20 protein-coding genes and 1 pseudogene are annotated in these 24486 nt (G+C 42.9%); 19 read left to right on the top strand and 2 right to left on the bottom strand.

Features of this window, described 5'->3' with window-relative positions:
- Nucleotides 1-172: 172 nt before the first annotated feature.
- Together QEN32_RS03720 and QEN32_RS03715 are read right to left on the bottom strand one after the other, a co-directional pair.
- Nucleotides 173-2689, bottom strand: coding sequence for a S8 family peptidase (locus QEN32_RS03720; RefSeq protein ID WP_265321945.1), 2517 nt, complete (start codon nucleotides 2687-2689; stop codon nucleotides 173-175).
- Entirely contained in the window at nucleotides 2667-3707 is a 1041-nt protein-coding gene (locus tag QEN32_RS03715; RefSeq protein WP_213892522.1) for an ATP-binding protein, read from the bottom strand. Before QEN32_RS03715 ends, QEN32_RS03720 begins: the two co-directional genes overlap by 23 nt.
- Before the next feature lie 471 nt (nucleotides 3708-4178).
- On the opposite strand from QEN32_RS03715, the gene QEN32_RS03710 reads away from it, so the two are divergent.
- The 19 genes and pseudogenes from QEN32_RS03710 to QEN32_RS03630 all read left to right on the top strand — a co-directional run bounded on the left by QEN32_RS03710 (nucleotide 4179) and on the right by QEN32_RS03630 (nucleotide 23519).
- Nucleotides 4179-6506, top strand: a complete 2328-nt coding sequence (locus QEN32_RS03710) for a TerB N-terminal domain-containing protein (protein ID WP_250299895.1) — start codon at nucleotides 4179-4181, stop codon at nucleotides 6504-6506.
- Nucleotides 6507-6509: 3 nt separating this feature from the next.
- Nucleotides 6510-7826: an ATP-binding protein gene (locus QEN32_RS03705; protein ID WP_213892526.1), complete on the top strand. Its 1317-nt coding sequence runs from the start codon at nucleotides 6510-6512 to the stop codon at nucleotides 7824-7826.
- The gene (locus tag QEN32_RS03700) at nucleotides 7823-10018 is read left to right on the top strand and encodes a DEAD/DEAH box helicase (RefSeq protein ID WP_265321944.1); all 2196 of its coding nucleotides are present in this window, start codon (nucleotides 7823-7825) and stop codon (nucleotides 10016-10018) included. The genes QEN32_RS03705 and QEN32_RS03700 overlap by 4 nt, the downstream gene beginning before the upstream one ends.
- Before the next feature lie 128 nt (nucleotides 10019-10146).
- Complete coding sequence (locus tag QEN32_RS03695) at nucleotides 10147-14112, top strand: hypothetical protein (protein WP_265321943.1); 3966 nt, start codon at nucleotides 10147-10149, stop codon at nucleotides 14110-14112.
- The gene (locus QEN32_RS03690; RefSeq protein WP_265321942.1) at nucleotides 14105-16252 is read left to right on the top strand and encodes a hypothetical protein; all 2148 of its coding nucleotides are present in this window, start codon (nucleotides 14105-14107) and stop codon (nucleotides 16250-16252) included. The genes QEN32_RS03695 and QEN32_RS03690 overlap by 8 nt, the downstream gene beginning before the upstream one ends.
- Before the next feature lie 479 nt (nucleotides 16253-16731).
- On the top strand, nucleotides 16732-17016 hold the full coding sequence (locus tag QEN32_RS22660; protein ID WP_346659516.1) for an Arm DNA-binding domain-containing protein: 285 nt from the start codon (nucleotides 16732-16734) through the stop codon (nucleotides 17014-17016).
- 408 nt (nucleotides 17017-17424) lie between these two features.
- Nucleotides 17425-17565: pseudogene (locus QEN32_RS03680) on the top strand (type VI secretion system tube protein Hcp); the annotation flags it as partial.
- Nucleotides 17566-18118: 553 nt separating this feature from the next.
- Nucleotides 18119-18310, top strand: coding sequence for a T6SS immunity protein Tdi1 domain-containing protein (locus QEN32_RS03675; RefSeq protein WP_000342571.1), 192 nt, complete (start codon nucleotides 18119-18121; stop codon nucleotides 18308-18310).
- Between the two features lie 355 nt (nucleotides 18311-18665).
- Nucleotides 18666-18818: a PAAR domain-containing protein gene (locus QEN32_RS03670; protein WP_001537584.1), complete on the top strand. Its 153-nt coding sequence runs from the start codon at nucleotides 18666-18668 to the stop codon at nucleotides 18816-18818.
- Nucleotides 18815-18982 (top strand): hypothetical protein, encoded by a 168-nt coding sequence (locus tag QEN32_RS22655; protein WP_322968935.1) that lies wholly within the window; start codon nucleotides 18815-18817, stop codon nucleotides 18980-18982. The genes QEN32_RS03670 and QEN32_RS22655 overlap by 4 nt, the downstream gene beginning before the upstream one ends.
- Nucleotides 18979-19245, top strand: a complete 267-nt coding sequence (locus QEN32_RS03665; protein ID WP_000768133.1) for a bacteriocin immunity protein — start codon at nucleotides 18979-18981, stop codon at nucleotides 19243-19245. The genes QEN32_RS22655 and QEN32_RS03665 overlap by 4 nt, the downstream gene beginning before the upstream one ends.
- 60 nt (nucleotides 19246-19305) lie before the next feature.
- A complete protein-coding gene (locus QEN32_RS22650) occupies nucleotides 19306-19473 on the top strand; it encodes a hypothetical protein (RefSeq protein ID WP_323131605.1) in 168 nt (55 codons plus the stop codon).
- A 14-nt stretch (nucleotides 19474-19487) separates the two neighbouring features.
- Nucleotides 19488-19766 carry a bacteriocin immunity protein gene (locus tag QEN32_RS03660; RefSeq protein ID WP_000421096.1) on the top strand — a complete coding sequence of 93 codons (279 nt, stop codon included), beginning with the start codon at nucleotides 19488-19490 and terminating at the stop codon, nucleotides 19764-19766.
- A gap of 342 nt (nucleotides 19767-20108) precedes the next feature.
- Nucleotides 20109-20543 carry a hypothetical protein gene (locus QEN32_RS03655; protein ID WP_000762309.1) on the top strand — a complete coding sequence of 145 codons (435 nt, stop codon included), beginning with the start codon at nucleotides 20109-20111 and terminating at the stop codon, nucleotides 20541-20543.
- A 256-nt stretch (nucleotides 20544-20799) separates the two neighbouring features.
- On the top strand, nucleotides 20800-21084 hold the full coding sequence (locus QEN32_RS03650; RefSeq protein WP_024134298.1) for a type VI secretion system PAAR protein: 285 nt from the start codon (nucleotides 20800-20802) through the stop codon (nucleotides 21082-21084).
- 132 nt (nucleotides 21085-21216) lie between these two features.
- Entirely contained in the window at nucleotides 21217-21720 is a 504-nt protein-coding gene (locus QEN32_RS03645) for a hypothetical protein (RefSeq protein ID WP_265321941.1), read from the top strand.
- A 258-nt stretch (nucleotides 21721-21978) separates the two neighbouring features.
- A complete protein-coding gene (locus tag QEN32_RS03640) occupies nucleotides 21979-22056 on the top strand; it encodes a hypothetical protein (RefSeq protein ID WP_233339908.1) in 78 nt (25 codons plus the stop codon).
- Nucleotides 22057-22366: 310 nt separating this feature from the next.
- Nucleotides 22367-22891 carry a DUF943 family protein gene (locus tag QEN32_RS03635; protein ID WP_265321940.1) on the top strand — a complete coding sequence of 175 codons (525 nt, stop codon included), beginning with the start codon at nucleotides 22367-22369 and terminating at the stop codon, nucleotides 22889-22891.
- The gene (locus QEN32_RS03630; protein ID WP_265321939.1) at nucleotides 22869-23519 is read left to right on the top strand and encodes a hypothetical protein; all 651 of its coding nucleotides are present in this window, start codon (nucleotides 22869-22871) and stop codon (nucleotides 23517-23519) included. The genes QEN32_RS03635 and QEN32_RS03630 overlap by 23 nt, the downstream gene beginning before the upstream one ends.
- Nucleotides 23520-24486: the final 967 nt, after the last annotated feature.

Genomic DNA, 24486 nt, shown 5'->3' with positions numbered 1-24486 from the left:
AGGAATATCTTCAGGAGACCAATCCCGGCACCTGAATTTGCAGGTGCGAATGAAGGATACTGCGATTAGTTAACAGTGGCAAGAGGCTACATAGCCTCTTTTGGTATCGTCTACGCCAAAAAATGAAGCCCCGTCACTAAAAGCTTAAATGTATTTTTAAAAACAAATGCATTCACGAAATTATTATTTCAACAGAGTTTTCGATTAAATTCTCAATCTGATTTTTTACTGTTGTATAAAGATCAACATCAGCTTGTGGTGCATGTATCGAAATAATTAAACTGTATTTAGCTTCGGAATCATAACGTTCCAACGCACCTCGCGTTCTCCACCATCCCTGAGCTGGGTAGACTGCCAGATAACCACAACTGGCCAATTCTGCTGCGGTACCTTGCCAAATATCCTGATGCAATGAGCCTTTATGCCTCTGCGTGGCGCCTAATGCCCAGCAGTCATCATTACCTGTCGCGCTATGGTCGCTCTCTTCTGATTCGGCAGCCGCATTGATTCGGGTAGTGAATTCCTCTAATGACTCAGTTTGCCGTTTCATTGCAAACCGAAGACGGTGTGAAGGATAGTAAAACTTAGAGGCCGCCCCCCGAGCTGATGGATTCGGCTCAATGAAATAAGACAGCGTAACGCGCAACTCAACATTGACGTTTTGCAGCTCCTGAAGCTGCTCCAGAGGCCAGGGCAGAGTGTGTAAATTAAGATCCCGCGTTTTAATCCCCTTCGAGGTTTTGCGATAGGGGTGCAACACGTCTTCCGCAATCAGTATAAGGCTGTTTTTGACGCTCCATAGTGCCCGTTCAATATCAGGAACGCCCCAACCACAGTGACGAATAAGCTGCGCATATCCACTTTTATTCCGTGGCGGATACATATCCAGCATGGCTGGTGTCCATCGGGCTGAATGGGTGATCAATGCGCGAATAGTTTCGGGACGCAAAGAAGGATATTGCGCCATTAATTGAGCAGCCATTCGGGAACACTGCGCAGATGCCGCACTGGTCGCATTAGTTGTCCAGAACAGGCGGCGTTGTGGAGCAGAATTCGTTGTCAGTAGTTCCAGGCTGGCAAAGTTGTCAACAAACGCCGTATTTGATGCTGCATTTCCGCCTTCAAAAACGACATCAGGTTTCAAGGGCCAAACTGGATCCCATCCACTTGATGTTGTTGTAAATGGACTTAATGCTCCTTGTCTGGCAACAGGGGTAAAGCCAGCCTCATTAACGTCAATCTTATTGGTAAATGCGCCTACCGTTATGGCATTCCATGCCTGTCCTGGATCATGGATTTGATTCACTGAAAGGCTTCCGGGGTAAGTGGCCCAATGAGCGGGGTCGATAGTATTTCCCGCTGAAAGCACAAACAGACGAGGAAAGGGATCATCCGCCAGAGCATCAACAGCAAGCGAATCAACCATCGATGACCACGCAGAGGGGCGACCAAAATCACGATAATCCGTAGCCGTTACGGCAGAGCTAAAAATACGCCGACGCTGACCGTTTAAAATTTCCGGGCGAGTTACGGCAGTACTAAACAAATAAGCATGCTGTTTAGCATCACCAACATTCGCACCTTGATTAGGCGTGAGCTTTACCGACTCAAGACGATGACCAATATTAATAGCATCAACAGATGTTAATGTTTCAAACATATCACCATAAGCAGCAACCCCCGCTAAACCTGTCCCATGATTGGCGGTATCATTCGAACCCCAGGCATCATTGACTGTATGAACATCCTGATGGCTCAAGACGGGCGCAAGCATTGGATGCCCTCGATTAACACCTGAATCGAGCAGACAGATATAAGGAACATCGCTATTGTTCACAGGACACTGTAGCCGTTCAAGCGCTTCATCAGACCAAAGTTGCTGTTCAGTGACTTGAGAACCGACAAAAAATTCTGCGGTATCTTTTGCGCGCCTCAGCTCTGCTACACAATTTAAAACCATTTCGGCCTGAGAGAACTGACGCAGAGAACCAAACATCCAAGTAACTGTTCGTTCAGGAAAATCAACCTTATGTTCACTTACACGGCATTCTGTTAAATGACTTATCCGATGAAAGTCAGCAACAACTGCATTCCTATTCCCTCTGACGGGAAGCCAGACTTCCCACCAAAACTCTTCATCTAAGTCGGCAGGCAGAAGATTCAAATCATCAGTCCATAACGACTTGATTCCAGCAAGGCGTATAACTGAAAGCGTATTTATTAATGACTTGTGATCTGCCGCGACACCATCTACACGGTGCTTTTCTGTTAAATAGTCCTGGATGTAACCTTCAAAATGGGCGATTTTTCCTTCAGGGATGAACACGTTTGCCGAAGTAACATTTCCGGCTGTATGGACACTAAGCACTTCGATATGCTTAGCTTCATTCTTGCCCCTCTCATTCCCTAAGCTTTCAAATGCAAGAGCGACATCAGGCTGACCAACAAACTCAACCTGCACACCAATACCGCTTCTTAATGCGAGTAGGGTTTGTTCTTCATGTAAGCGAGCAGCAATGGCTTTTACCTGCTGTAATTGTACACTTAGTGCCTGCCCGTGCGCCTGACGATCCAGCTCAGGAACAGTTGGTGATGAGCCACCGCCACTAGAGTGTGCTTTATATAATTGGGAAGTGGACGTTTTTGGAAGGGTAAGATGCTGTCTTTTATCGTTCGTTTGTTCCGTCATGGTTTGACTTATTTTTTTCGTTAATGGATAGCTTACGACTGATTAAACGACGCTCTTCTAAAGCTTGTTTTAAAAGAGCAGGATCGACCTGAGAATGCTCGTTCATAATGGCATCTTTTATCGATTCATCAACCGCTCTGCAAATTTCGGCATAACTTAAACCAGACACATATTTTTCTAAACCACTTTTACGGAACGGTTTCGGTGAAAAAGACCCTAAACGCGATTTAATTAAATCCAGTGCTTGCTCTAATGTTGGCAAGTGATACTCAATAACATCGTCGAAACGCCTGAACAAGGCATAATCTAATATTTCTGGATGGTTTGTCGCAGCAATAATTATGCTATTTGAGGTGTCCTGCTCAATCATTTGCAAAAAGCTGTTCAATACGCGACGAATTTCACCAACATCGTTGGCAAGACTACGCTGAGAACCTATCGCATCAAATTCATCAAAAAAATACACCCCACGAATATCAGCAATAGCATCAAATACTTGCCTTAGTTTGGCCGCTGTTTCACCCATGAATTTTGTAATCAATGCATCAAAACGAACCTGGAATAATGGTATACCCAGCTCACCAGCAAGTGCCGACGCCGTCATGGTTTTTCCTGTTCCTGGCGGGCCTACAAGCAACACTTTTCGTCGAGGTGATAAGCCATGCTCCTTAATGCGAGACACCATTCGTTGTTCCCGAACAAGTCTTTGAAGCTGTGCAAAGGCAGAATCATCCAGTACAACATCAGACAGACGATATGCAGGTTGGCTAACATTCAGTAAGTTACCAAGATCGGTGCGGTTTTTAGCAGCATTTGCTAACGGAACTAACTTACCACTTTTATCATTAGCCAATTTTGCCTTAGCTTTATCCAAAAGATTCAGCAGCTCTTCCGCTAATCGACCGTGGCCTTGTTTAGCTTCGTGCGCAGCAACCTGCATAGCCACCGAGAAAAAATGGCTATCATCGCGACTAATGTGCGATTTGATAAGTGCTTTGAGCTGCTCTGCGCTTGCCACGTTAGTAATCCTGTCTTTTACATGCCTGAATTTGACTTACACCTATGCACCAGTTTAGCAAGTAAGGTGATGGAGAGTAAATGTAATCCGCGTTTTAGCGCTCTTCAAGCGCCATGGATGAAGGTAAGGATTATGCTGTGCCCTTATTACCGCCTGCTGTGTGTGAGTATTTTATCCCCGCCACGTCCTACAACAAACTGTCCGACAGATAGATCTGCTGACATTGCTGGCCGCCTTCATCATGCACAAGATGAAATCAATCGTTTTATGCGTGATTCACAGGTATAAACTGGTCCTGCCAATTGTTCCCCCAGCCATATGGCATAATCCTTTTAAATAACAGGGTTTTTATGCTTGTACTCCAGCCCATTCGCGGTATCATTTTACGATCTCTCTTCCAGTTTTATGCTTACCGCCTTTGCCGCACGTAGAACAATGCCGGGAAGCATTATCAGTGATTAAGGGCACGGAATGGGCTTCTGGATATTCGTTATTGCACTGGCTGTTATCTGGCTTCTGTTTTCCAAAAAGAAAAAGTCGCCGCCTCCCAAAGTAAACAGCAAAATCATCACCAAAATAAATCATTCATCTCAACACAAATCTCTCAATCAACCAGCCAGCAGCGTGACAAATATGCATTCTCAGTCATCCGATGATGACGAACTGGCAACCTTCAGTTTTGTTAGTGGACAGGCGGTTGAATACAGCACCAGCCGCCAGCCATCGCGAGAAAGCGCCGCCCGTAGCAATACCACGCCAGCGCGATGGGTCAAACCGGGAGAAAGCATCACCATTCAAAACGTCGTCATTAATCACGGTTATTTTTATTTCGGCGGGCGGTTAAAAACACATTCATCAGGAGAATATGGCTATCTTTATAACGATGGCTCTGACGCTTCGCTGGTTAATGACGCTTTTCCCATCGAGCCTGGTTCACGGCATTATTATGATGAATCGCTGGGATACTGGCCCAGCTTTGCCACACTCACCCCTCGCTGCCGTGGTGCCTATCTTGACTGGCTGGCAAGCGATCGCAGCGATGCGAACTGCCCCGTTGGCTATGTTTTTATCTATTTTTACGGTCTGGAACGCCGCATACTAGCGGATGGCACACAAGAGGCTATTTCTGACGATGAATTCAAAGCATTATTCGAAGAGATATCACGCCTGAGAACCGTATTTCAGGCCAGCGGTTCCTTCCGGCATTATGCAACGCAGTTGCTGGAAATGATGATCATTCTCAGACCGAAGTTACTTTCTATACATACCGAAAACGAATATTTCTCGTCAAGGAGTTCATTACTGTTCAGACTGAATCTGGCGACGGTGGTTGAGAAAGGACAACCTGTTTGTGCCGATCTGGCACTGGCATGGATACACTATTTTCCTGATTATACCCTGCGTACGCCTGCCCGTCGATGTCATGCTGAATTTTCCGCGTTATTCAAACAGCGTTATACCCAAAAATACGGTGACGGTATTGTCGTCAAACCCAATAAAACACGGTTGCATCTAAGCTATACCCCCGCCAGTGGTACGCTTCGGGAACTTCAGGTAAAAAAACAGATGGATCTTCCCGATCCCAGCGTTTTAAAAGCCCCAGTTCAGAAATTAATTTCTGTTGCAGAATCCTGTATCAATGCGCTGGATGCCTACAGTCGCTATCTCGGTAAAAAAGATGCCTCAGCAAGTGATGTCGCCGCCATCATGCTGCTTCCCGATGAAATACTGACCGAAGATGCAGAACGTCTGTTTGCTGAATTTAAACACTGGGCAGATGAGAAAATCCGTGAACATTCAGGACTGGCGGCAGTGGCTGATTTCTGGGCCAGACTGGGTATGCCTGTACCGGATAAGATTAATAAGAAAGAAGCCGAGCTGATGCAAAATTTCGCCAGGCGAGCAGGCTACGGCATTGCGCCGGATATGCGCTATCACCTTGTCCGGCCAGAACCAGAAGGACATATTGTTTTATTTCCCGAAGGACATGCGGAATTCTACGTACCGTCGGCGGAATTTACATCAGTCTCTGTGGCGCTTCGGCTGGGCGCCATGATTGCACAAATGGACAAGCGCGTGGACGTTGCTGAACAGGCTGCGCTGGAGAGAACGATTAATCATAACGACGCGTTGTCACCAACAGAAAAACGTTCGCTGCACGCCTACCTCACCTGGCGGCTCAATACGCCTGCAAATCAGGCCGGCTTGAAAGGTAAAATTGAGCAGCTCAGCGATAAAGATAAGTCCACTATTGGCAACGTGATTATCAGCGTCGCCTGCGCGGATGGAAAAATCGATCCGGCTGAAATTAAGCAACTGGAAAAAATCTATACCAGCCTCGGCCTGGACAGCAGTACCGTCACCAGCGATATCCACCGTCTGTCAACCGCAGAAACAACGCCGACGGCTACGTTACAAACCCCATCAGCGACGAGCGGCGCGTTTTCTCTTGATGAACGGATCCTTGCCCGTCATGAGTCTGATACCACGGACGTACGCCAGTTACTGAACACCATCTTCACCGAAGATGAACCCGCAGATGAATCCCCGGCGGAGATCCCACCACATACTGGCGCAGGTCTTGATGAGGCACATCACCAGCTTTACCAACGTTTGCTGGAAAAAGAGCGCTGGGCGCGAAACGAAGTCACTGAGCTATGCCAGCAGTTTAATTTGATGCTAAGCGGCGCGATTGAAGCAATTAATGACTGGTCTTTCGAACAGGTTGACGCCCCGGTGCTTGATGATGACGATGATATTTACGTTGACCTGGAAATTGCACAAGAGCTCAAAGGATAATTTATGTCTGGCATTCGTATTCGTCTCAAAGAAAGAGACGCTATTATTCAGTCACTGAAGTCAGGCGTTACGCCTAAAATTGGCATTCAGCATATTCAGGTTGGCCGGGTTAACGAGATAAAAGCGCTGTATCAGGATATTGAGCGTATCGCGGATGGCGGTGCAGGATTCCGGCTGATTATCGGGGAATACGGCTCAGGTAAGACATTCTTTTTAAGCGTTGTGCGCTCAATTGCGCTAGAGAAAAAGCTGGTGACAATCAGTGCCGATTTATCCCCAGACAGGCGTATCCACGCGACGGGTGGACAGGCGCGTAATCTCTATTCCGAGCTAATGAAAAATCTGTCCACGCGCAATAAGCCGGATGGAAACGCATTATTAAGTGTGGTTGAGCGCTTTATCACGGAAGCCAGAAAAGAAGCAGAAAATACAAATGTGCCGGTACCGACGATTATTCACCAAAAGCTCGCTGACCTGTCTGATATGGTTGGCGGTTACGATTTTGCCAAAGTCATTGAATGTTACTGGCAGGGCCACGAGCAGGATAATGAGACATTGAAATCAAATGCCATCCGCTGGCTAAGAGGTGAATACACCACGAAAACCGACGCCCGTAACGATCTGGGTGTGCGTACCATTATTTCTGATGCCTCTTTCTACGATTCGCTAAAGCTGATGAGCCTGTTTGTCCGTCAGGCCGGTTACGCCGGTCTGCTGGTAAATCTGGATGAAATGGTCAATCTTTATAAGCTCAGTAATACGCAGGCGAGGGTTGCGAACTATGAACAAATACTGCGTATTCTGAATGACTGCCTGCAAGGGACGGCTGAATATATCGGCTTTTTACTCGGCGGTACGCCAGAGTTCCTGTTCGATCCACGCAAGGGGCTATACAGCTACGAAGCGCTCCAGTCACGGCTGGCGGAAAACAGCTTCGCCCAGCGTGCCGGGGTGATTGATTATTCGTCCCCTTCCCTGCATTTAGCCAGCCTGACGCCGGAAGAGCTCTATATTCTGTTGAAAAACCTTCGTCACGTTTATTCCGGCGGCGATGCGGATAACTATCTGGTTCCTGATGATGCGCTGACGGCATTTTTACGCCACTGTAGCAACACTATTGGCGATGCCTATTTCCGTACGCCACGAAACACGATTAAAGCCTTCCTGGATATGCTGGCCGTGCTGGAACAAAACCCGTCCATTCAGTGGTCGCAGTTAATTGCCGGTGTTGCGATCGCGGAAGAAAAACCCAGCGATATGGATGAAATAACGTCGGCAGAAGATACTGACGAGGACGGTCTGGCTGATTTCCGATTATGACGAACGAATACCAGCGGCTGGATCCACGCATACAGAAGTGGATATACCGGCAGGGATGGGCTGATCTCCGGGAACTGCAAAAAAAAGCCGTTCCACCGATATTAGCGGGCGATCGGGATGTCCTGATCAGCGCCGCGACTGCCGCGGGTAAAACAGAAGCTTTTTTCCTGCCCGCCTGTTCTGCCATTGCGGATATTCAGGGCGGTTTTGGCATTTTATACATTAGCCCACTTAAGGCCCTGATTAACGATCAGTATCGACGGCTGGAAAGCCTCGGCGATGCACTGGAGATACCGGTCACCCCCTGGCATGGCGATGTTGCGCAGAGCAAAAAGCTGAAAGCGAAGAAACACCCTGCCGGTATTTTGCTTATCACTCCGGAGTCGCTGGAAGCAATGCTGATCCGCAATGCGGGATGGTTAAAGCAGGCTTTCGCCCCACTGGCGTATATCGCCATTGATGAATTCCATGCTTTCATCGGTTCTGAGCGGGGTATGCAGCTTCTCTCTCTGTTAAATCGAATCGATCACCTGCTCGGAAGAATCGACAATCCAGTTCCTCGGGTCGCACTCAGCGCAACGCTGGGAGAACTGGAGCGAGTACCGTTATCTCTGCGGCCAAATCAATGTCTGCCCTGCGACATTATTACTGACAGCCAGACTCACGCTACGCTAAAAGTGCAGGTGAAAGGTTATCTGGAACCGCTGACCACCTCGGGCCAGCAACCGCCGCCGTCGGCAGAGACGCAAATCTGCCATGATATCTTTCGCCTCTGTCGTGGTGATTCCCATCTGGTGTTCGCTAACAGTCGCAAACGGACCGAAAGCATTGCCGCTACGCTTAGCGATCTGAGTGAAGCGAGCATCGTTCCCAACGAGTTCTTCCCTCATCACGGATCGCTGTCCAGAGATCTGCGTGAAACGTTGGAACAGCGGCTTCAACAAGGCAACTTACCTACCACCGCCATCTGTACGATGACGTTAGAGCTTGGCATCGACATCGGTAAAGTCAGCTCCGTCGTGCAGGTTACCGCCCCCCATTCCGTAGCCAGCCTGCGCCAGCGAATGGGGCGTTCCGGTCGGCGCGACTCGCCTGCCGTATTGAGAATGCTGATTGCCGAACATGAACTGACGCCAACATCAGGTATTGTCGACCAGCTCAGGCTTCAGCTTGTTCAGTCGCTGGCCATGATCCGCTTACTTATTGGCAGCAAATGGTTTGAGCCAGCCGATACCCGGCAGATGCACTATTCCACCCTGTTCCATCAGATCCTGGCGATCGTGGCGCAGTGGGGAGGCGTACGAGCCGATCAGATCTGGTCACAGCTATGCCAACAAGGTCCATTTCAGAAAGTCCGGATCGATGACTTCAAAACGTTATTGAAACATATGGGGGAGCACCAGTTTCTGACCCAGCTATCAAGCGGCGAACTGGTTCTGGGCGTCGAGGGCGAACGTCAGGTAAATCAATACACCTTCTACGCCGTGTTCAGCACGCCGGAAGAGTTTCGCATTGTGGCGGGGAGCAAAACACTGGGCTCCATTCCCGTTGATTCCCCACTGATGCCTGACCAACACATTATTTTCGGCGGTCGACGCTGGAAGGTAACCGATATCGATAGTGATAAAAAAGTTATTTATGTCGAGGCGACAAAGGGCGGGCAGCCGCCGTTATTTGGCGGACAAGGGATGTCAATTCATGACGTCGTCCGCCAGGAAATGCTTACCATTTATCGGGAGGGAGACTACCGCATCACCGTTGGCGATCGCAAAGCCGATTTTGCCGATACCACGGCCAGAAACCTGTTTGATGAAGGGCTGCACTGTTTTCGCAACAATAATCTGGCTTCGGAATGTTTTATTCAGCAGGGGCAGCATGTCTACATTCTTCCCTGGCTTGGCGATCAAACCGTAAATACGCTGTCGGCATTACTTATCCAGCGCGGTTTCAAGGCGGGCTCGTTTGCTGGTGTGGTTGAAGTAGAGAAAACTACGGTCTCGGAGGTTAAACAGGCGTTATTCAGCGCACTTCAGGAAGGGCTACCTTCCGAATCCCGTCTTGCCGAAAGCATCGTTGAAAAGTGCCTCGAAAAATATGATGAGTATTTACCGGAGGCGTTGCTGACGCAGGAGTATGGGTTACGCGCTTTTGATGTTGAGCGCGTGGAGGAGTGGTTGCAGGGGCATTTGTAGGCGAGCAAACCCAATACTCTCCGACAAAATCAACGAACGATAAATGAATCAAAAAGCAACTGATAATAAGACCGGGATATTCGACTAAACGCTCTGGCTCCCAGAATATAAGGACAAGGTAAAATACAATGTCAAAAAGAGAAATTTTACGGTTGCCTGATGCTATTCATCAGGAAATTACGAAAGCAAGGAGCAATGCAGGTAAGTTCTATGCTTTTAGCGAATCCGAAACCCCATTATTAATTCAGTCGCAAGATGGTACATCCAGCGGAAAAACCTATAATGTTTTTTATCAATACATACAAGGTGTAAATTCCGCAACGTTACCCGGAAATGGGCATCGTAACCTGGTTTTTATCACCCCTTTAAAATCGCAAATTGATATTCCCTCAGAACTTGTCGAGTTGGCCAGTTCGAAGCAAATTTTGATACTCCCCTATCTCTCGCTACGCGATGTTGCGGACTTAAGTTTTACCACTTGGGTGAAACAAACGGATGGAGACGAAAAAGATAACCAGCAACGTTATCTCGACTGGATACACACTGGCTGTAACATACTAAAAGACAATACTCAGTTGATTTTTGAACGTCTGAGATCCGATGTACAGGCAAGAGTTACACTTGAACTACGGCTTAAAGCGGAAGTAAGAGCCGGAGCCACCGACGAACAGGTTAAAATAGAAGAAGAATTACTCACCAGCGGCTATAAGCTCACAGGACGCCTACAGGAAGCGGCCATCGCATTACTTAATACCCTCAATACCGATTTCGAAACATTGCTGGAGAGAGCTGGCCAAGACAAACTCGCGGGTTTAGCAGTAGAAATGGTGAAACATCTTTTCCCATTTCATATCGCACTGTACAGGCGATGTATTCTGTTAGCGACAACTAAAAAATTTGACGGCAGCGTACTTCTTCTGAAACGAGATAATGAAGGAATTTATCATAAAAGCAGCCAGTCACTTGATCATGTTCTTGGGCAAAAAAAACACCAAGATAAAAATCCTCTGGAAGAATTAACCTCAGTTACATCGGCAGAACGTCTTGAAAAATTAAAACAGGAATACTGGGTTCATGATAGCGACTCGCCTTATGCACAGCGAGATATTCGGTTTACTTTAGTACTTGATGAAGAACACGAAGCCTACAAAATTTTCCAACAAACAGTATGCAAAATATTACTTAATGACGATCTGCAATTACCATCAATTCTTGCAACATTACATCGCGTTCTCGAATATATAGACGAGTGTAGAGGGAATGAACGAGCTCCTGGGTATGAGCCATTAGATGAATATGTTTGTGAAATAAATAACGCACTCTTGCGGTGTGATTTACGCCCCGGTTTTGATCTAAAAAAAATGACTCAATTGTTTAGCAATAATATGCTTGATGTCGTTGTTGATAGCCGGAATACAGAACAAGTGATAGCGCTTATAGGTAATGTTTTCAGCTATCAAATCCAACGCTTCTACAGAGAAGATGATCTTCGCCATATACGACTTCGTAGCCACGGACGACAATCCTATACGGAAATTTACGTAAGCGCCGAGGACGATGAAGATGCTGGAAATGATTTTAGCCTCTATGAATTATACCAAACAATCACCGCAATCCTTGCTGCTTCGGCAAAGCTTAAAAATCCATCGCGAGTTCAGCAAATGCTGTCGCAACAAGATCAGGCTAACCAAAACAATCCACTATCATTATTTATAGGTAAAGCACAGCAAATTAAGGGGGAAGCTTCATATCTTTTATCAGGAAGCTCAACGGACGAACAGTTGATTGATGATTTTTTTACTTACTTTCAACCTAAGACGCTTTTTTCATTAGCCCCTAGGGAAAAGGTTATTATTGAATCCAGCCAACTAAAGGGTTGGGTTTTACTCAAATTCCGTATGGAACTTATCAAGGAACTTCCTGAAGTCGCTCTGCTTCGTGTTCTGTATCAAACACATAATACGGTGATCCTGCTATCAGCTACCGCAGGCTTCCCTGGTACTTACAATGGGCAATATAGCCGCCCCTTTCTTGCCGACTATGCACGCCATCTCGGCTACCAGATTAGGTGCAGAGATATGGAGTCAGCCGCTCCGTTAGCAACTATCCGTGAATTAAGAAATATTCATCGTCCTGTTAATATTGAAATATTCGACGATCAAAAAAGCGAGCTTTCTCCATTAATTAATGACCCCATATTCAAAAAAGTGCTGAAGATATGGGAAGGTCATCTTGAACACTATTTAACGTATATACAACGTCATCGCTATCGTAAACGCGAATTTCATCGCGAGCTACAAGCAATGTTACTCGCAGCCTATACCACCCGGCATACTTTGTGTATTGGCCTCAGTGCTCGCTTTTTCACAGTCTTAGGTAAATTTCTGCAAGCGACGCTCAATAGCTCTACTCCTATGAACGGATTGAAAATTTTAGACACTGATAATCGGCGTGGAAATGATACACCTCGTGTATTTGAAATAACACCTTTCGACAACCTGCATACCCTACGAGTCGTCATGTTTGACTCAAAACTTAACCGTGAGGATCCCGTCCGGGACTACTTGCGTATTAATCAGCCTAATTTGACTTTTTTTATGATTTCACACTTCAAAGGGGCAGGAACCGGTCTCAACTACTACATTGCCTATCCGGAAACGGATGCTGGAGGAAAATCGCTAGAAGTTGATTTTGATGAACTTGCGATGGTATGCGATAGCTTCTGGAGCCAGGTTAACACCGCAGGCACACGCAACACACTGGAAAACTATGTAACATTACTTAAGCACTACGCTCACGGAAGTATGCTTCGTCGCGCAAATGACTTTGAAACCGACCTAGTAGATTCAGATGCAGCACGAATGCTTGATGATGAACATATAGTAGAACTTCATAAAGTAGCCATGCAGACCATTGGCCGGACTGAACGTCGCGATGCAAAAATGCAGGGGACTATCAGGTTACCTTCTGGTGTACATTTAAATGCGATACGCGTCTTCCGCGATCTGGCGCGGCATCCCGATGCCAGATCTCTGCTCGCATCACTCAGCCTCCATAACAATCGTTGGTTTGAAGAAGCGCGAAACGATTTAGAAAAAGCCAGTTTCAATACGGATAAACAGCGTACTGATTTCGAACAACGCGTGCTAAATGCCAACGCAATGTATAATGATTTTGAAATTGAGTTTGTCGAAGTAATTTTAAAAAACGCCAGAGCCGGTGACAAAAATGCTATCCAGCTTAACGAAGACTTACGCCATTCAGATAGTTTTCAAAACCCTCAAAAATATATCAAACGAATAAAACGCAATCCTATAATTAAAAACAGCGATTATATGAAATTATGCATTGAGAATTTCTTTCTAGAACGCACCGCCGATTTGGAAAATATTATTTTAGCAAGAACAATGCAATCAGATGGCCTTACAGATATTTCTGCTGGTAGTTCACCTTATGAGCCTGAACACTGTTTACCTCAATATCATGAGGGTATGAGTGAAGAGTATGATGAACTCGAAAAACGCGTATTCCCAAGCCTATTAAGATTAGAATCCGAGCCATTAAAGAGGTTTATTCCTATCCCAGCATTAATCCCATTGCTCATTGGAAATATTGGAGAGTGGCAATTTCATCAAGTATTAAAAGCGGCAGGAATAAAACCCTTAACACCTGAACAGATAATTTTACAGTTAGGTAGCGAGTGCTATGAACTTTTTGATATCTACTTAATCAAAAAAGATCATCTATTCGCTATAGACGTTAAAAACTGGATGATGGGAAAGAATAATCGTGATATTTCGAAAAAATTGCACTCAAGTGCTTTAAACAAAGTAGAAATATTAAATAAGGTTGTCAGCGCCAGCTCTTCTCTGAATAAAGTTTCTGCTGTCTACCTTAATACACGGCATGGACTCAACTGCCTAAATGATCGCGCGGAGAAATTTAAATCCACACAAATCTTTTACTTTAATCTTTTAAAAGTTGTTTCTTATTATGAAAAAGACATTAGTTCAAATCGGTACGAATCAAAAATAAGTAGAAAGATACTAATTAACCGTACACTTATGAATATGTTAGGATATGAAAATGAGTGAAATAATGGAATTAAATCAAACCAGAAATGCAGTTATAACAATGTCCTCTGAATGGGACATTCACCCTTCTCCCTATGCACCGCTAGCCAGAACACAATTGTTCGACATTGCTGAGCAAATAGAGAGTGTATTGGAAAAAGTTCTTAAGTTACCTTCATCAGATGGATGGGGTATCGATGTAGCATATATTAGAAAACCTAAACCACTTGAAATTAGCTATGATGAATACATCAGCGGGGTTCATCGAGACATTAAGAAACTCTTAAGCGAGAAATTACATTTAGACGCCCCTAAAAAATTACGCTATCACTCCTTTTCATTGAAAGATTACCATCTGGCTTTATTTCTCACTCCCAATCCAAGACCCTACAGCCAATGGGCTACTGAAATAATAAAGTTAGGTTTTGATCACTATAGAATAGCTCAGGAGGTTATTGCGCTACGTCTTAAGTTAATACTACTAAAGAACGCCGCCCAATATTTCTCTTTATCGCCAATTTCTTATAATAGTGATTTGTATTTTTCAGCAAGCTTACAAAGTGATAAGCCAAACAAGAATAATGAATATTACATTGATGCTTTAAAATTTTCCATTTTTTATTCAAAGCATAATGATGTGACATTTGAGCTGAAGGCTGTTTGCTTTCGAGCTCAAGCAGAAGCATCAGGAATTAGTACAGAGCTTGGCCGATTGCTCATTAATGATAACAAAAATATTGACCTTATAGAAATAGTGAATGCTAAGCAATTTGGCAATTTGCCTTATATGCGCTTTGCAAACAAACCCTACTCTGGATGCCAGAACCACGCAGAAAATCTAATACAAAAATTAATCACTGAAATTCTGGCCTCAGCAAACATTGCATTCACTCCGCGTGTTTTTCAAGCATCCCATCGACAATTAGAGTTTTTAGAAACGCCACATACTGCGCTTCACCGTCCTCTTATTATCATTGATAATCTAAAAAACAATGAAGATGAAGAAACACACCAAAATTATCTACATTACCTCCAACAAGAATTAAATGCGGAGTCCGTAGTTGATGCTCAGGATATAATCCACCTTAATAAGGATAAAAACTATTTAGTTCTCAATAGCTCGCAGCAAAAGAATGGATCAAGTATTACAATAGAAATCATTGATGATGACGGTGAGGTTAGAAACAATAGCTTCAACACGACCTGGCAGGCTCTCGACCTTGCAAAACAGGGTAAATATGAACAACTGGATTACTACTCTAAGCTTAAAGTCGACTTCATATTAGATTTTAGTAATAATTATCAACGCGTCATTCAAGGATGTAATGTTGATTCAATACTACGCTCCCAAAAAGATCCTGAAACAGGAATTACTCGGAAAATATTAAAAAAAATAGAACCGTCCAAGTTAGCAATGCTCCGCAGCGAACTTTGGCTCAAAGAAGCAATACGAGGAATGGGTAAGATATCGGGACTCCAAGTAGCTGATGGCTATTTTACGTTAGTAGCAACCCGTTGTCCGTGGGAAAAACGGCGTAGACAAAAAGCCTTTTATGCTGCTGTTACGCCCATAGAAATTAAAAATTGCACACTGACGATCCAAATGCCTAAGCTTTATGAACGGGAACAGGAACTACGCCACGCCGTCTCTGGTATGACGCAGGCATGTGTAGAGCAAATCAGAGACAACGACTTTTTTCTTATCGATCATCAACGTAATGTTGTCCTGTGGCGCTATAACACAAGCCGCGTTCCACGCTTAATAGGTGCAGCGGATCGCTGTTCCCTACAGGCAGCAGAGTTCAATAATGGTGTGTTAAATAAGCGAGGCGCCGCTGATGAGACATACCTTCCTTACTACCTTACTCCCAAGCCAAAAGGTCACCGCCCAAATCAGTACCAGCAACTGTTTATTGAAGATAATGGCTATAGCGCAAATTTGTTTTGTACTCGTAGCAATCAGCCAAATCAAAACATGGACAAAGCAGTACTGGTGTACAATCTGATGGCAAAAGATTTTGAAGGTTCTGCCATAAAAGTCATGGCAGAACCTGCTACAGAATTATTGTTGCGCACGTTTACTTATGACCTGATACGCCGCCATGAAGTCAGTCAAAGCTCTCTGCTAGAAAAGATCGCTCGTATGATGTTACACAATTAAGATTATGTAATCAGGAGCAAAGCCTTCCAACATGGATTGTATCTCCTCAGTTTAAGTTGGACAGGTTTTCCCCTGATAAATATGAATACAGAAAATAAACATACTGCATCCTTAATTCGCAGCATAATCAACATCACAATGCTACTGAAGGAATCGAACTAAAGGATCGAACCAACCCGTACCTCCACACTCTGGTACAGTATTTTGATTTACAAGAAGAAATGAGGGTCGACCTCTGGGTCTTGACAATGGATAGCAGAAGAATTTATGATGAAAATCAAATTGGTAAGTAACTGAATGTTCCCGAGTCCGGGCACCACCTTTCCTTTTTATGCTTCCTGATAAATCCCCTTATTTTTTAATTCAATGAGTTAGTGGAAAAACTCTTCCCAGCGAATTTCTATTTATCCGCCCAAATCAGGGGCTTTTGGTGGTCAACTCGGTGCTCAGTCCGGTTCGATAAAGGTGTGACACCCCAAATGGCATTAACCGACAAACAAGCCCGTAGTGCAAAGCCTTCTGATAAACCCTACAAACTCGCTGATACACTCAGCCTGTATCTTCTGGTAAAACCCAACGATTTTCGTATCTGGTATTTCAAATATCGTTTTGAGAGAAAAGAGTCCAGGGTATCATTCGGTTCTTATCCCGAAACTTCACTCGCCCTTGCCCGCGAAAAACGCGATGCCACCCGGTGCGTACTAAAATCCGGCTTTACCCCTTCTCAGCAGCGCCGGGACGAAAAAAGGTTGTCAATGAATTAGAACGTTCCAGTACATCGCTAGATTGTGGCATACCGGCTGCCTGAAACTCTGGTCAGAAAGTCACGCCAATAAAATTCCTGTCTGCCTCCAACACTACGTTTTCCCTGATATCGGCGCAATGGGTATTTCGGCGACTTAAACCCTACATCTCGCACGACTGTCAGAGACATTGATGATAAAGGTGTGCATGTTGTTGCCGGACGTATACGCCAGTATCTGACCAAAATTATGCGCCACGCCGTACAGCAGGGAACGATTAAATATAATCCGGCATTCGATCTGGATGGCGTTGTAACTCCTGTTATAACCCAGCATCACCCCGCCCTTCCCCTGAAACGCCTGCCTGAATTGCTGGGCTATATCGACACCTACAACAAGGCCGGATACCGGCTATCGACACTTTCCGGTATGCCGCACTGCCAGGACAACACCAAACGTGAGTTCACACATCTGGTTAGAGTTTCTCTGGCTTACCGCAAAATTGAGTGGGAACACGTTTCAGCAGGCACTTCAGGTGCTGATGACTGGCGTGCGCCGCTGGAAGCATAAGAGTAAATCCACAGCATTCCGCCTTAATGGTGGGATGCTGTTTTTGTCCGGGAACGGAGACAAAAAGCCCGTGCCAGCAATGAATTACGTCTGTTACGTTTCATATATGGGAGATGGTGGATGCCGGAAACTTTGGCGGTAGCGTGCCTGAAGCGGCTGTCCTCCCCCCATTGCCACTGCCACGGGCGGACCGTGGTTCCTTTTTCGCCAATAAATCCAGAATAAGGTTATGTCACAAAATGGCCTGCGTTTTACGCTGGATGTGGACGGATTAACGCCGACGGCAACCACTGTCGTCAGCTTCATCCTCCAGAGGTATCAACAGTTCAACAGGTGCAAGCTGGAATAAGAATGAAAGACTAAAAACACCAGATGATGCATCCAATGATAGCATTAAATCAGGCCATGGTTCACAGGAGGAAATATTACCATCTTACCTTTACTTAATAAGATCATTTTTAATGAAAATAGGTTTATCAATAAAACAAAAAATATTCTTGACAGCGAAATTACATCTTTTCTTGCATCTTCAAGTCAGGAAGGATTTGATTTAGTGGATGATAACAATAATTATCTTTTTGATCGCACAGTTAAAAAATTAGGCGCATTAGCTGATAATGAAATGTTTGGTTTGGAACCTGCATACATTTTGGGCGGGGAAATAAAAAAGTTTTCTTTATTCAAAAAATTGAATTTTCTGATGGGAAGATTATCATTGATAATGAATCCGTGTCATGGTCACTAAAAAAATTTAGTACACAAACAGAATACTCATGTTATATCCAAATTCATAAAAAAAGAAAGAAAAGCTTTATTTAATAACAAATTTTAAAAAAATCAGCAGTGCATTGAGAAAACCAATACATACATTCCCAGATGGAATTATGCCATCAAATCGAAGAGAAAATGAATTAATTAATATCCTGGATTCGCATAAAAAAGATTCAGAGTTTAGATTTTTATCAAAAGAATTAATTATTTCTATTGGAGTTGCAGTAAGTACAATGATCCTATCACTTATTAACTTCTAATAAATAATTGTTCTTATTTTCCAGGATAATCTCACAACTTATTATTTAGTAATGAAGCTATGGAGAAAAATGCCCACAACCGCCCGACTCAACGATAAAGGCACCCAGTACGACGATTATTACGAGACCGTGATTATAGCGGGTCTCCCCACGGTATTTATTGACGGCCTGCCCGTTGCCAGAATGAGTGATGCGGTGGACTGTGGCGGGGTGGTTATATGACTCGAGTGAAATCAGGTAAGGCATCAAAGGTTAGAAAAGTTGACAGAGTCGGAAAACGGAGGTTCGAGCTTCATCATATAGATGAAGTTGCAAATAGAGGCGATGTTTACAATGTAGACAATCCCCGTGTGAACACCATATTGACATACACAGGCGATTTATGAAATTAAAAGAAAATATTAGTGATTATACGGAAAGTGAGTTCATTGATTTCTTGAGAGTGATATTTTCTGAAAACGAGTCGGATACAGATGAAACATTAGATCCATTACTTGAGTATTTTGAGAAGATCACTGAATACCCAGATGGAACAGATCTTATCTATTATCCTGAAACGGAAAGTGATGGAACACCTGAGGGCATTCTGAACATAATTAAAGAATGGAGAGAATCTCAAGGTTTGCCTTGTTTTAAGAAAAGTAAATGAAAATCAGGTGTAGGGAAATGCCCAGAGTTACTGGCGTAGTTTAGTAAATCGAATCAAACTTTGATAAAAAGAGGTCGAGCGCCGTACACCTTGATAAGGCAACAAGTCGGAGGTAGGTGGGCTTATGAAATTTACCACGTTGGAAAGATCCAGTATGGAGGAATGGTGTTTGATGTTGATAACCTTAGGATAAACACCCCTAAAAATCATATACGATTGCATAAGTAAGGTTTGAGGTGAAAATGGAACTAAAAAATAACCTTGAAGATTATACAGAAGATGAGTTTATCGAGTTTTTAAATAATTTTTTTGAGCCTCCTGAAGAGTTGACTGGAGATGAATTATCGAAGTTTATTGATAATCTTCTACGCCATTTTAATAAAATTACTCAACACCCTGATGGCGGGGATTTGATATTTTATCCATCAGAGGAACGAGAAGATAGTCCTGAAGGAGTTATTGAAGAGCTAAAACGCTGGCGGAAGTCTCAGAGACTCCCCTGTTTTAAGGAAAATAAGTAGCGATCAGTGGTGAGGAGTTTGTCAACCGGAACCGGGATGATAATGCAGTGACCGTTAAAAGGCAAAAATATGTCAGTTAAGGGAGTAACTATCAAAGGCATAATTCTGAGTGTTTTTACACTGAACCGTAGTGCCAGAGGATATATTTATCTGACGCGAATCGTATGAAGTGAGAGCTTTACGTACGGTTTGTGAGAGGCTGTAGGGAAAGATCCTACGGCCTACTCACTAAGTAATCTATTTTTGCACTAAATAATTCACATTTTTTTGCACGATAATCAAGATTGTCTTTTAGGTAATATATATGGAGGAATGGTATTTCCAAAAATACCATGAATATTTATGAAATTATGTTTTTTAACTCTGATTTGCATTGTGTTTCCCATGATTGTTTCATGTTCCGGAAACACGATAAAGTATCAACCTGACGAACTCTCACCCGCTAAATTTGGCACAACTTACAGCAAACAAGTTGAGCTAACGGGTGGACTTGTCAGTAGATTGTATTATATTATTCATCCAAGTTATGCTGGGGTATTTAGGACAGAAGAATTTTCACCTGCGTTGGAGAACCCTCGAGATATAAAAGAAAATTGGGATGGTATTTATATAAAATGTATTGGAGGCGACGAGCATAGATGTAATACTATCGAAATTAAAGGTAATATTAATGTTGAGGAAGATATCGTTATCGAGCTTGATGGTTACACGATGGGATCGGGATGGTCTTCTGGAAAAGAAAGCCACAAGACATTCACAATACATGTTGAAAAATAATCGGTTACGGGAGATTTTTTATTAATTCTTCCTTGGGGAAATACTTCCAGGCCACGCAAAGTCTTGGTTTCGAGAGAGAATAGCGGTTATGCCTCCAAAGGAAAGATATCGATGAGATATTAACATGGGATTATTTATTTAACAAAGCCTAAGGATACCTCGTATAACCGATTTATGGAAAGGTAAGACAGAATATTAGCGAATAACCATAATGAAGCGAATGTAATTATCATTGATGACAATAAGGATCTAAAATATACCCACAGCAGCCCGACTCAACGATAAAGGCACCCAGCACGACAGTTATTACGAAACCGTGATTATTACGAGCTCCCTCATGATATTTATCGACAGATTACCCGTCGCCCGGATGGGCGACCCGCTGACGCCACACTCCAAACCGGAGCATCCGCCCCATCCGCGTAAAATTGCGGGTGGCTCCTCCACGGCATTTATCGACGACCTTCCCGCTGCCAGAACGGGTGATGGGATGGACTGTGACGGGGTGGTTATCGGCGGCGGCACGGTAAATACAGGCTGAACATTCAGGGAGGGCAGACATGTCCCGGGAAGGTCTTCGTTCCACGCTGGAGGCTGACGGCCAGGAGTCGGACACCTTTGCGGTGGCGAATTTACATCCGTTCAAAAAAATCTAATGTAAGAGATAGATGATATGGCTAAATATATATTCCTCTTTATCTGGATTGTGACATTTTCTGTCAGCGCTGGTGAGCGAGGATATTATTTATTCGTATGGGGTAACCCTGAAGGGAAGGAATATTTTAAAGAATATAGAGCTGATGAAAGGATATATGCGGTCAATAAATCCTGTTGGAATGAAAGAGCGGGGAACTCTATACGAATAGTATATGTTGATACTTATCCTCATGGAATAACCGATTCTTTAATTAATTCCTTTTTGGCTGGGAATAATAAATCCATAATAAATATTAGAGTATCATTGATTAATTTTAGTGACGATCAAATACTTCATGGTTTTGATGGCATGTTAATAATAAATAAAAAAAATGAAGAGATTGAGATTTTTACTATTCCAGTAGTTGGTGCTCATTACTCATATAAAGATAAATTTTTAGTAAACGTCCATGATTTTGAATTATTTGATGGAAAGATCTGTAACGCTTTGATGCCTATAGATAATTATTTTTCACCATAATAAGGGTTGTTGAATAAATCAAATTACCCTGTACCGTCAAATGTACCTACAGTCGACACGGGTAACGGTTCTACATCTTCTGGGAAGCAAAAGGCAACAACAAAAGATACGGAACAATTGCCGATAGTGGGAAATAAAATCGTGGAGGGCCTATAGCTACGGACTGAGATTATCTGTTCATGATATGTATGCCACACACGTTACCATAATATCATTGAATGTATCAAAAATGCCTACGCAGCAAACGGGCATTACAGGATGCAGGATCATTTTAGTCTTGACAGTAATGATATAACACATTGGCTTTATAGCCATTGGGATGTCTTTAAAATTTAGTTTGTACTTCAACATTATGAGAAAGAGGGGTATGAGTTTAAGCCATTTATACACAAAATCATTCTAGATGCATCGCGGCGGCAAGGGAAGAAATCCCCGGGAGCATAGATAACTATGTGACCGGGGTTTCTGAGCGCAGCCAACAAAGAGGCAGCTTAAAGGATGAAGTGTATATTACAGAAATAAATACCACCGTAAAAATCTCAGGTGTCAGAGGATATTACTCCTGATTTGGTATGTATTGTCGGCAAGGTATTTGTTTGTATTGTTAACATAGCATAGTCCGATATTTTACATAAGGAATGTGATTGTGTCATGGGTAATAACGAAAAAATTCATTTATATTGTGACAATCGCCATATTATTTTGTTCTGTTGTTATATACTTATGGTCAGGCAGACCAGTAGAAATCGTGGATGTCCATTATTATTCAGGTAAAGACATTAACATTCTTGCCAGGCATTTCCCCATTACGGACAGGGGGAAACTGAATTGGTGGAGAGAAAATGAAAGAAAAATTCTGGAAAAATATAATCTCCCTGGAAATGATTTTTCGGTATATATATGGGATTTTGGTGACGGTTATCAAAAATTATCGCCCTATGATGCCGAGGATGAATTTTATTGTTTTCCTGATATAAAATCAGAATCAAAATGTATCAAAAAAGATATATATATGTCTGCTGAATCTGGTGGTAATTATTATCGGATGTTTTTATTTTCTGGTTCTGGTTATTTTTATCAACCGAAAAAAGATGATGATAAGCTTATCGAATCAAATAACTCCACCAGGCTCAACCAGGATAAAGGCCATGAAAAAAATCACTATCATTAGTTTGTTTCTTATCTTACCTTTGAAAGCAAATATTATTCCATCTATATCATTACCAGACAAATTAAGTGAGTCGAAATATTCTGTAAGAATGCTTCGCATTGATGCAAGGATTGACTATCGCGTGGAAACCCCTGAGTGTAAGAACGTAAAATTTAATGATTACTTTTTCTTAAATAAAAATATTAAAGATCTCAATGATAAAAACCATGTTTATGATCCTGAGTTTTATCCAATTACATTATGGAGTTGTTCATATAGCAGAGAGGTGTATGATGTTGGTGAGTATGGCTCACATATACAGCACATCGTTTTTGATAAAAATAAAAACATATGGGTGTTAGATGATGATGCAACAAAAACAAATAATAAATTTAAACCATCAGTTTTATATAATATAAGTTCAGTGAATGCACAGGGTTTCTTAATCATTGATGAGAATATTTCGGAGATGGATAAAACAATATACGAAGATGATAACATAAAAAAGAAATTTTATTTTTGTATGATTGATGGCTCACATGCTTTATGCGGCGCAGGCAGTTTAATCAGAAAAATAGATAATCAGTTGATTGATTTTACGCCATACATATTAAAGTCACTGGAAAGTATGGAGATTGGCGTTAATTAAAAAAGAATATCCGATATTAATATACTCTAAATAATTTGAGTTACAGGAATGCAGTAAATTTCCAGGAGTCTGGATGTTGGATACTGAGATGAGCGTATCATTAATGACGAGGTTACTCTGCGTTATTTAAGTGGTTCATGCCGCTTTAGTTCTGTCTTTGACACAGACGAGTAGCTTGAAATTCCAGGTGAGAGCAATTATCATTTTTCTGTTCCACTTGATAATATGTATCATTTTTATCAGGTCAGCATCGTTATAGTATACGTACAGTGGATTATTTAATCGTTGATAGAAACTGGCCTTCAAAACAAGAAAATTACTATCATGCGCTACGCCTGTTGACGTTTACGCCTAATAAGATATGCCAGAAAACAGATAATGGCAGGGTTATTCTTCAGCATAAAATTAACTGTCATAATAATGGTAATGGCGACACAAAAAGAAAAACCATGAAATATAATGAAGGTACTTTTAAATATATGCTCAAAAAAATCATTGGCGCTCTCGCGTCAATTATTGGTGGGCTACTTGTTTTTTTATGTGTCTATTGGTTATTTCGTCTGGATACCTGGACAGAACGAGGGATTTATATAGGCGCCTCTATATTTTTGTCTCTTATTCTCATAAAAATACTATCATTCTTCAATGACGAATAGACGGCAGAAAAAACCGTGAGTGTCTCACACCGATTCTTACTGGGTGTCAAATTTCGAAAGCCTGCCCTGCTGATACCCTATACAGAAGAACTGGTTCAACAATTATCAGACAGTAGCAGGAATCAAACCCACACCGGGAAAATCATGTAGATAATTCTGTAATGGTTAGTTTTGTAGTGGTCTTGATAAACGGTCAAAAATAGCTTTAACAGTCCATTAGCCCAAAGGACTTCTCCAAGTCCGGGCACCAACCCTTCAGATGTGGATGCCCTAAATTGTCCGCTTACCCTCATAAAATCAACATGTTACCA

The organism is Salmonella sp. SA14318 (assembly GCF_029866905.1).
In the GTDB taxonomy this organism is placed as follows: domain Bacteria; phylum Pseudomonadota; class Gammaproteobacteria; order Enterobacterales; family Enterobacteriaceae; genus Salmonella; species Salmonella enterica.
Note: the sequence above shows the minus strand (reverse complement) of the source record. Positions and strands in the feature narration are given on the sequence as shown.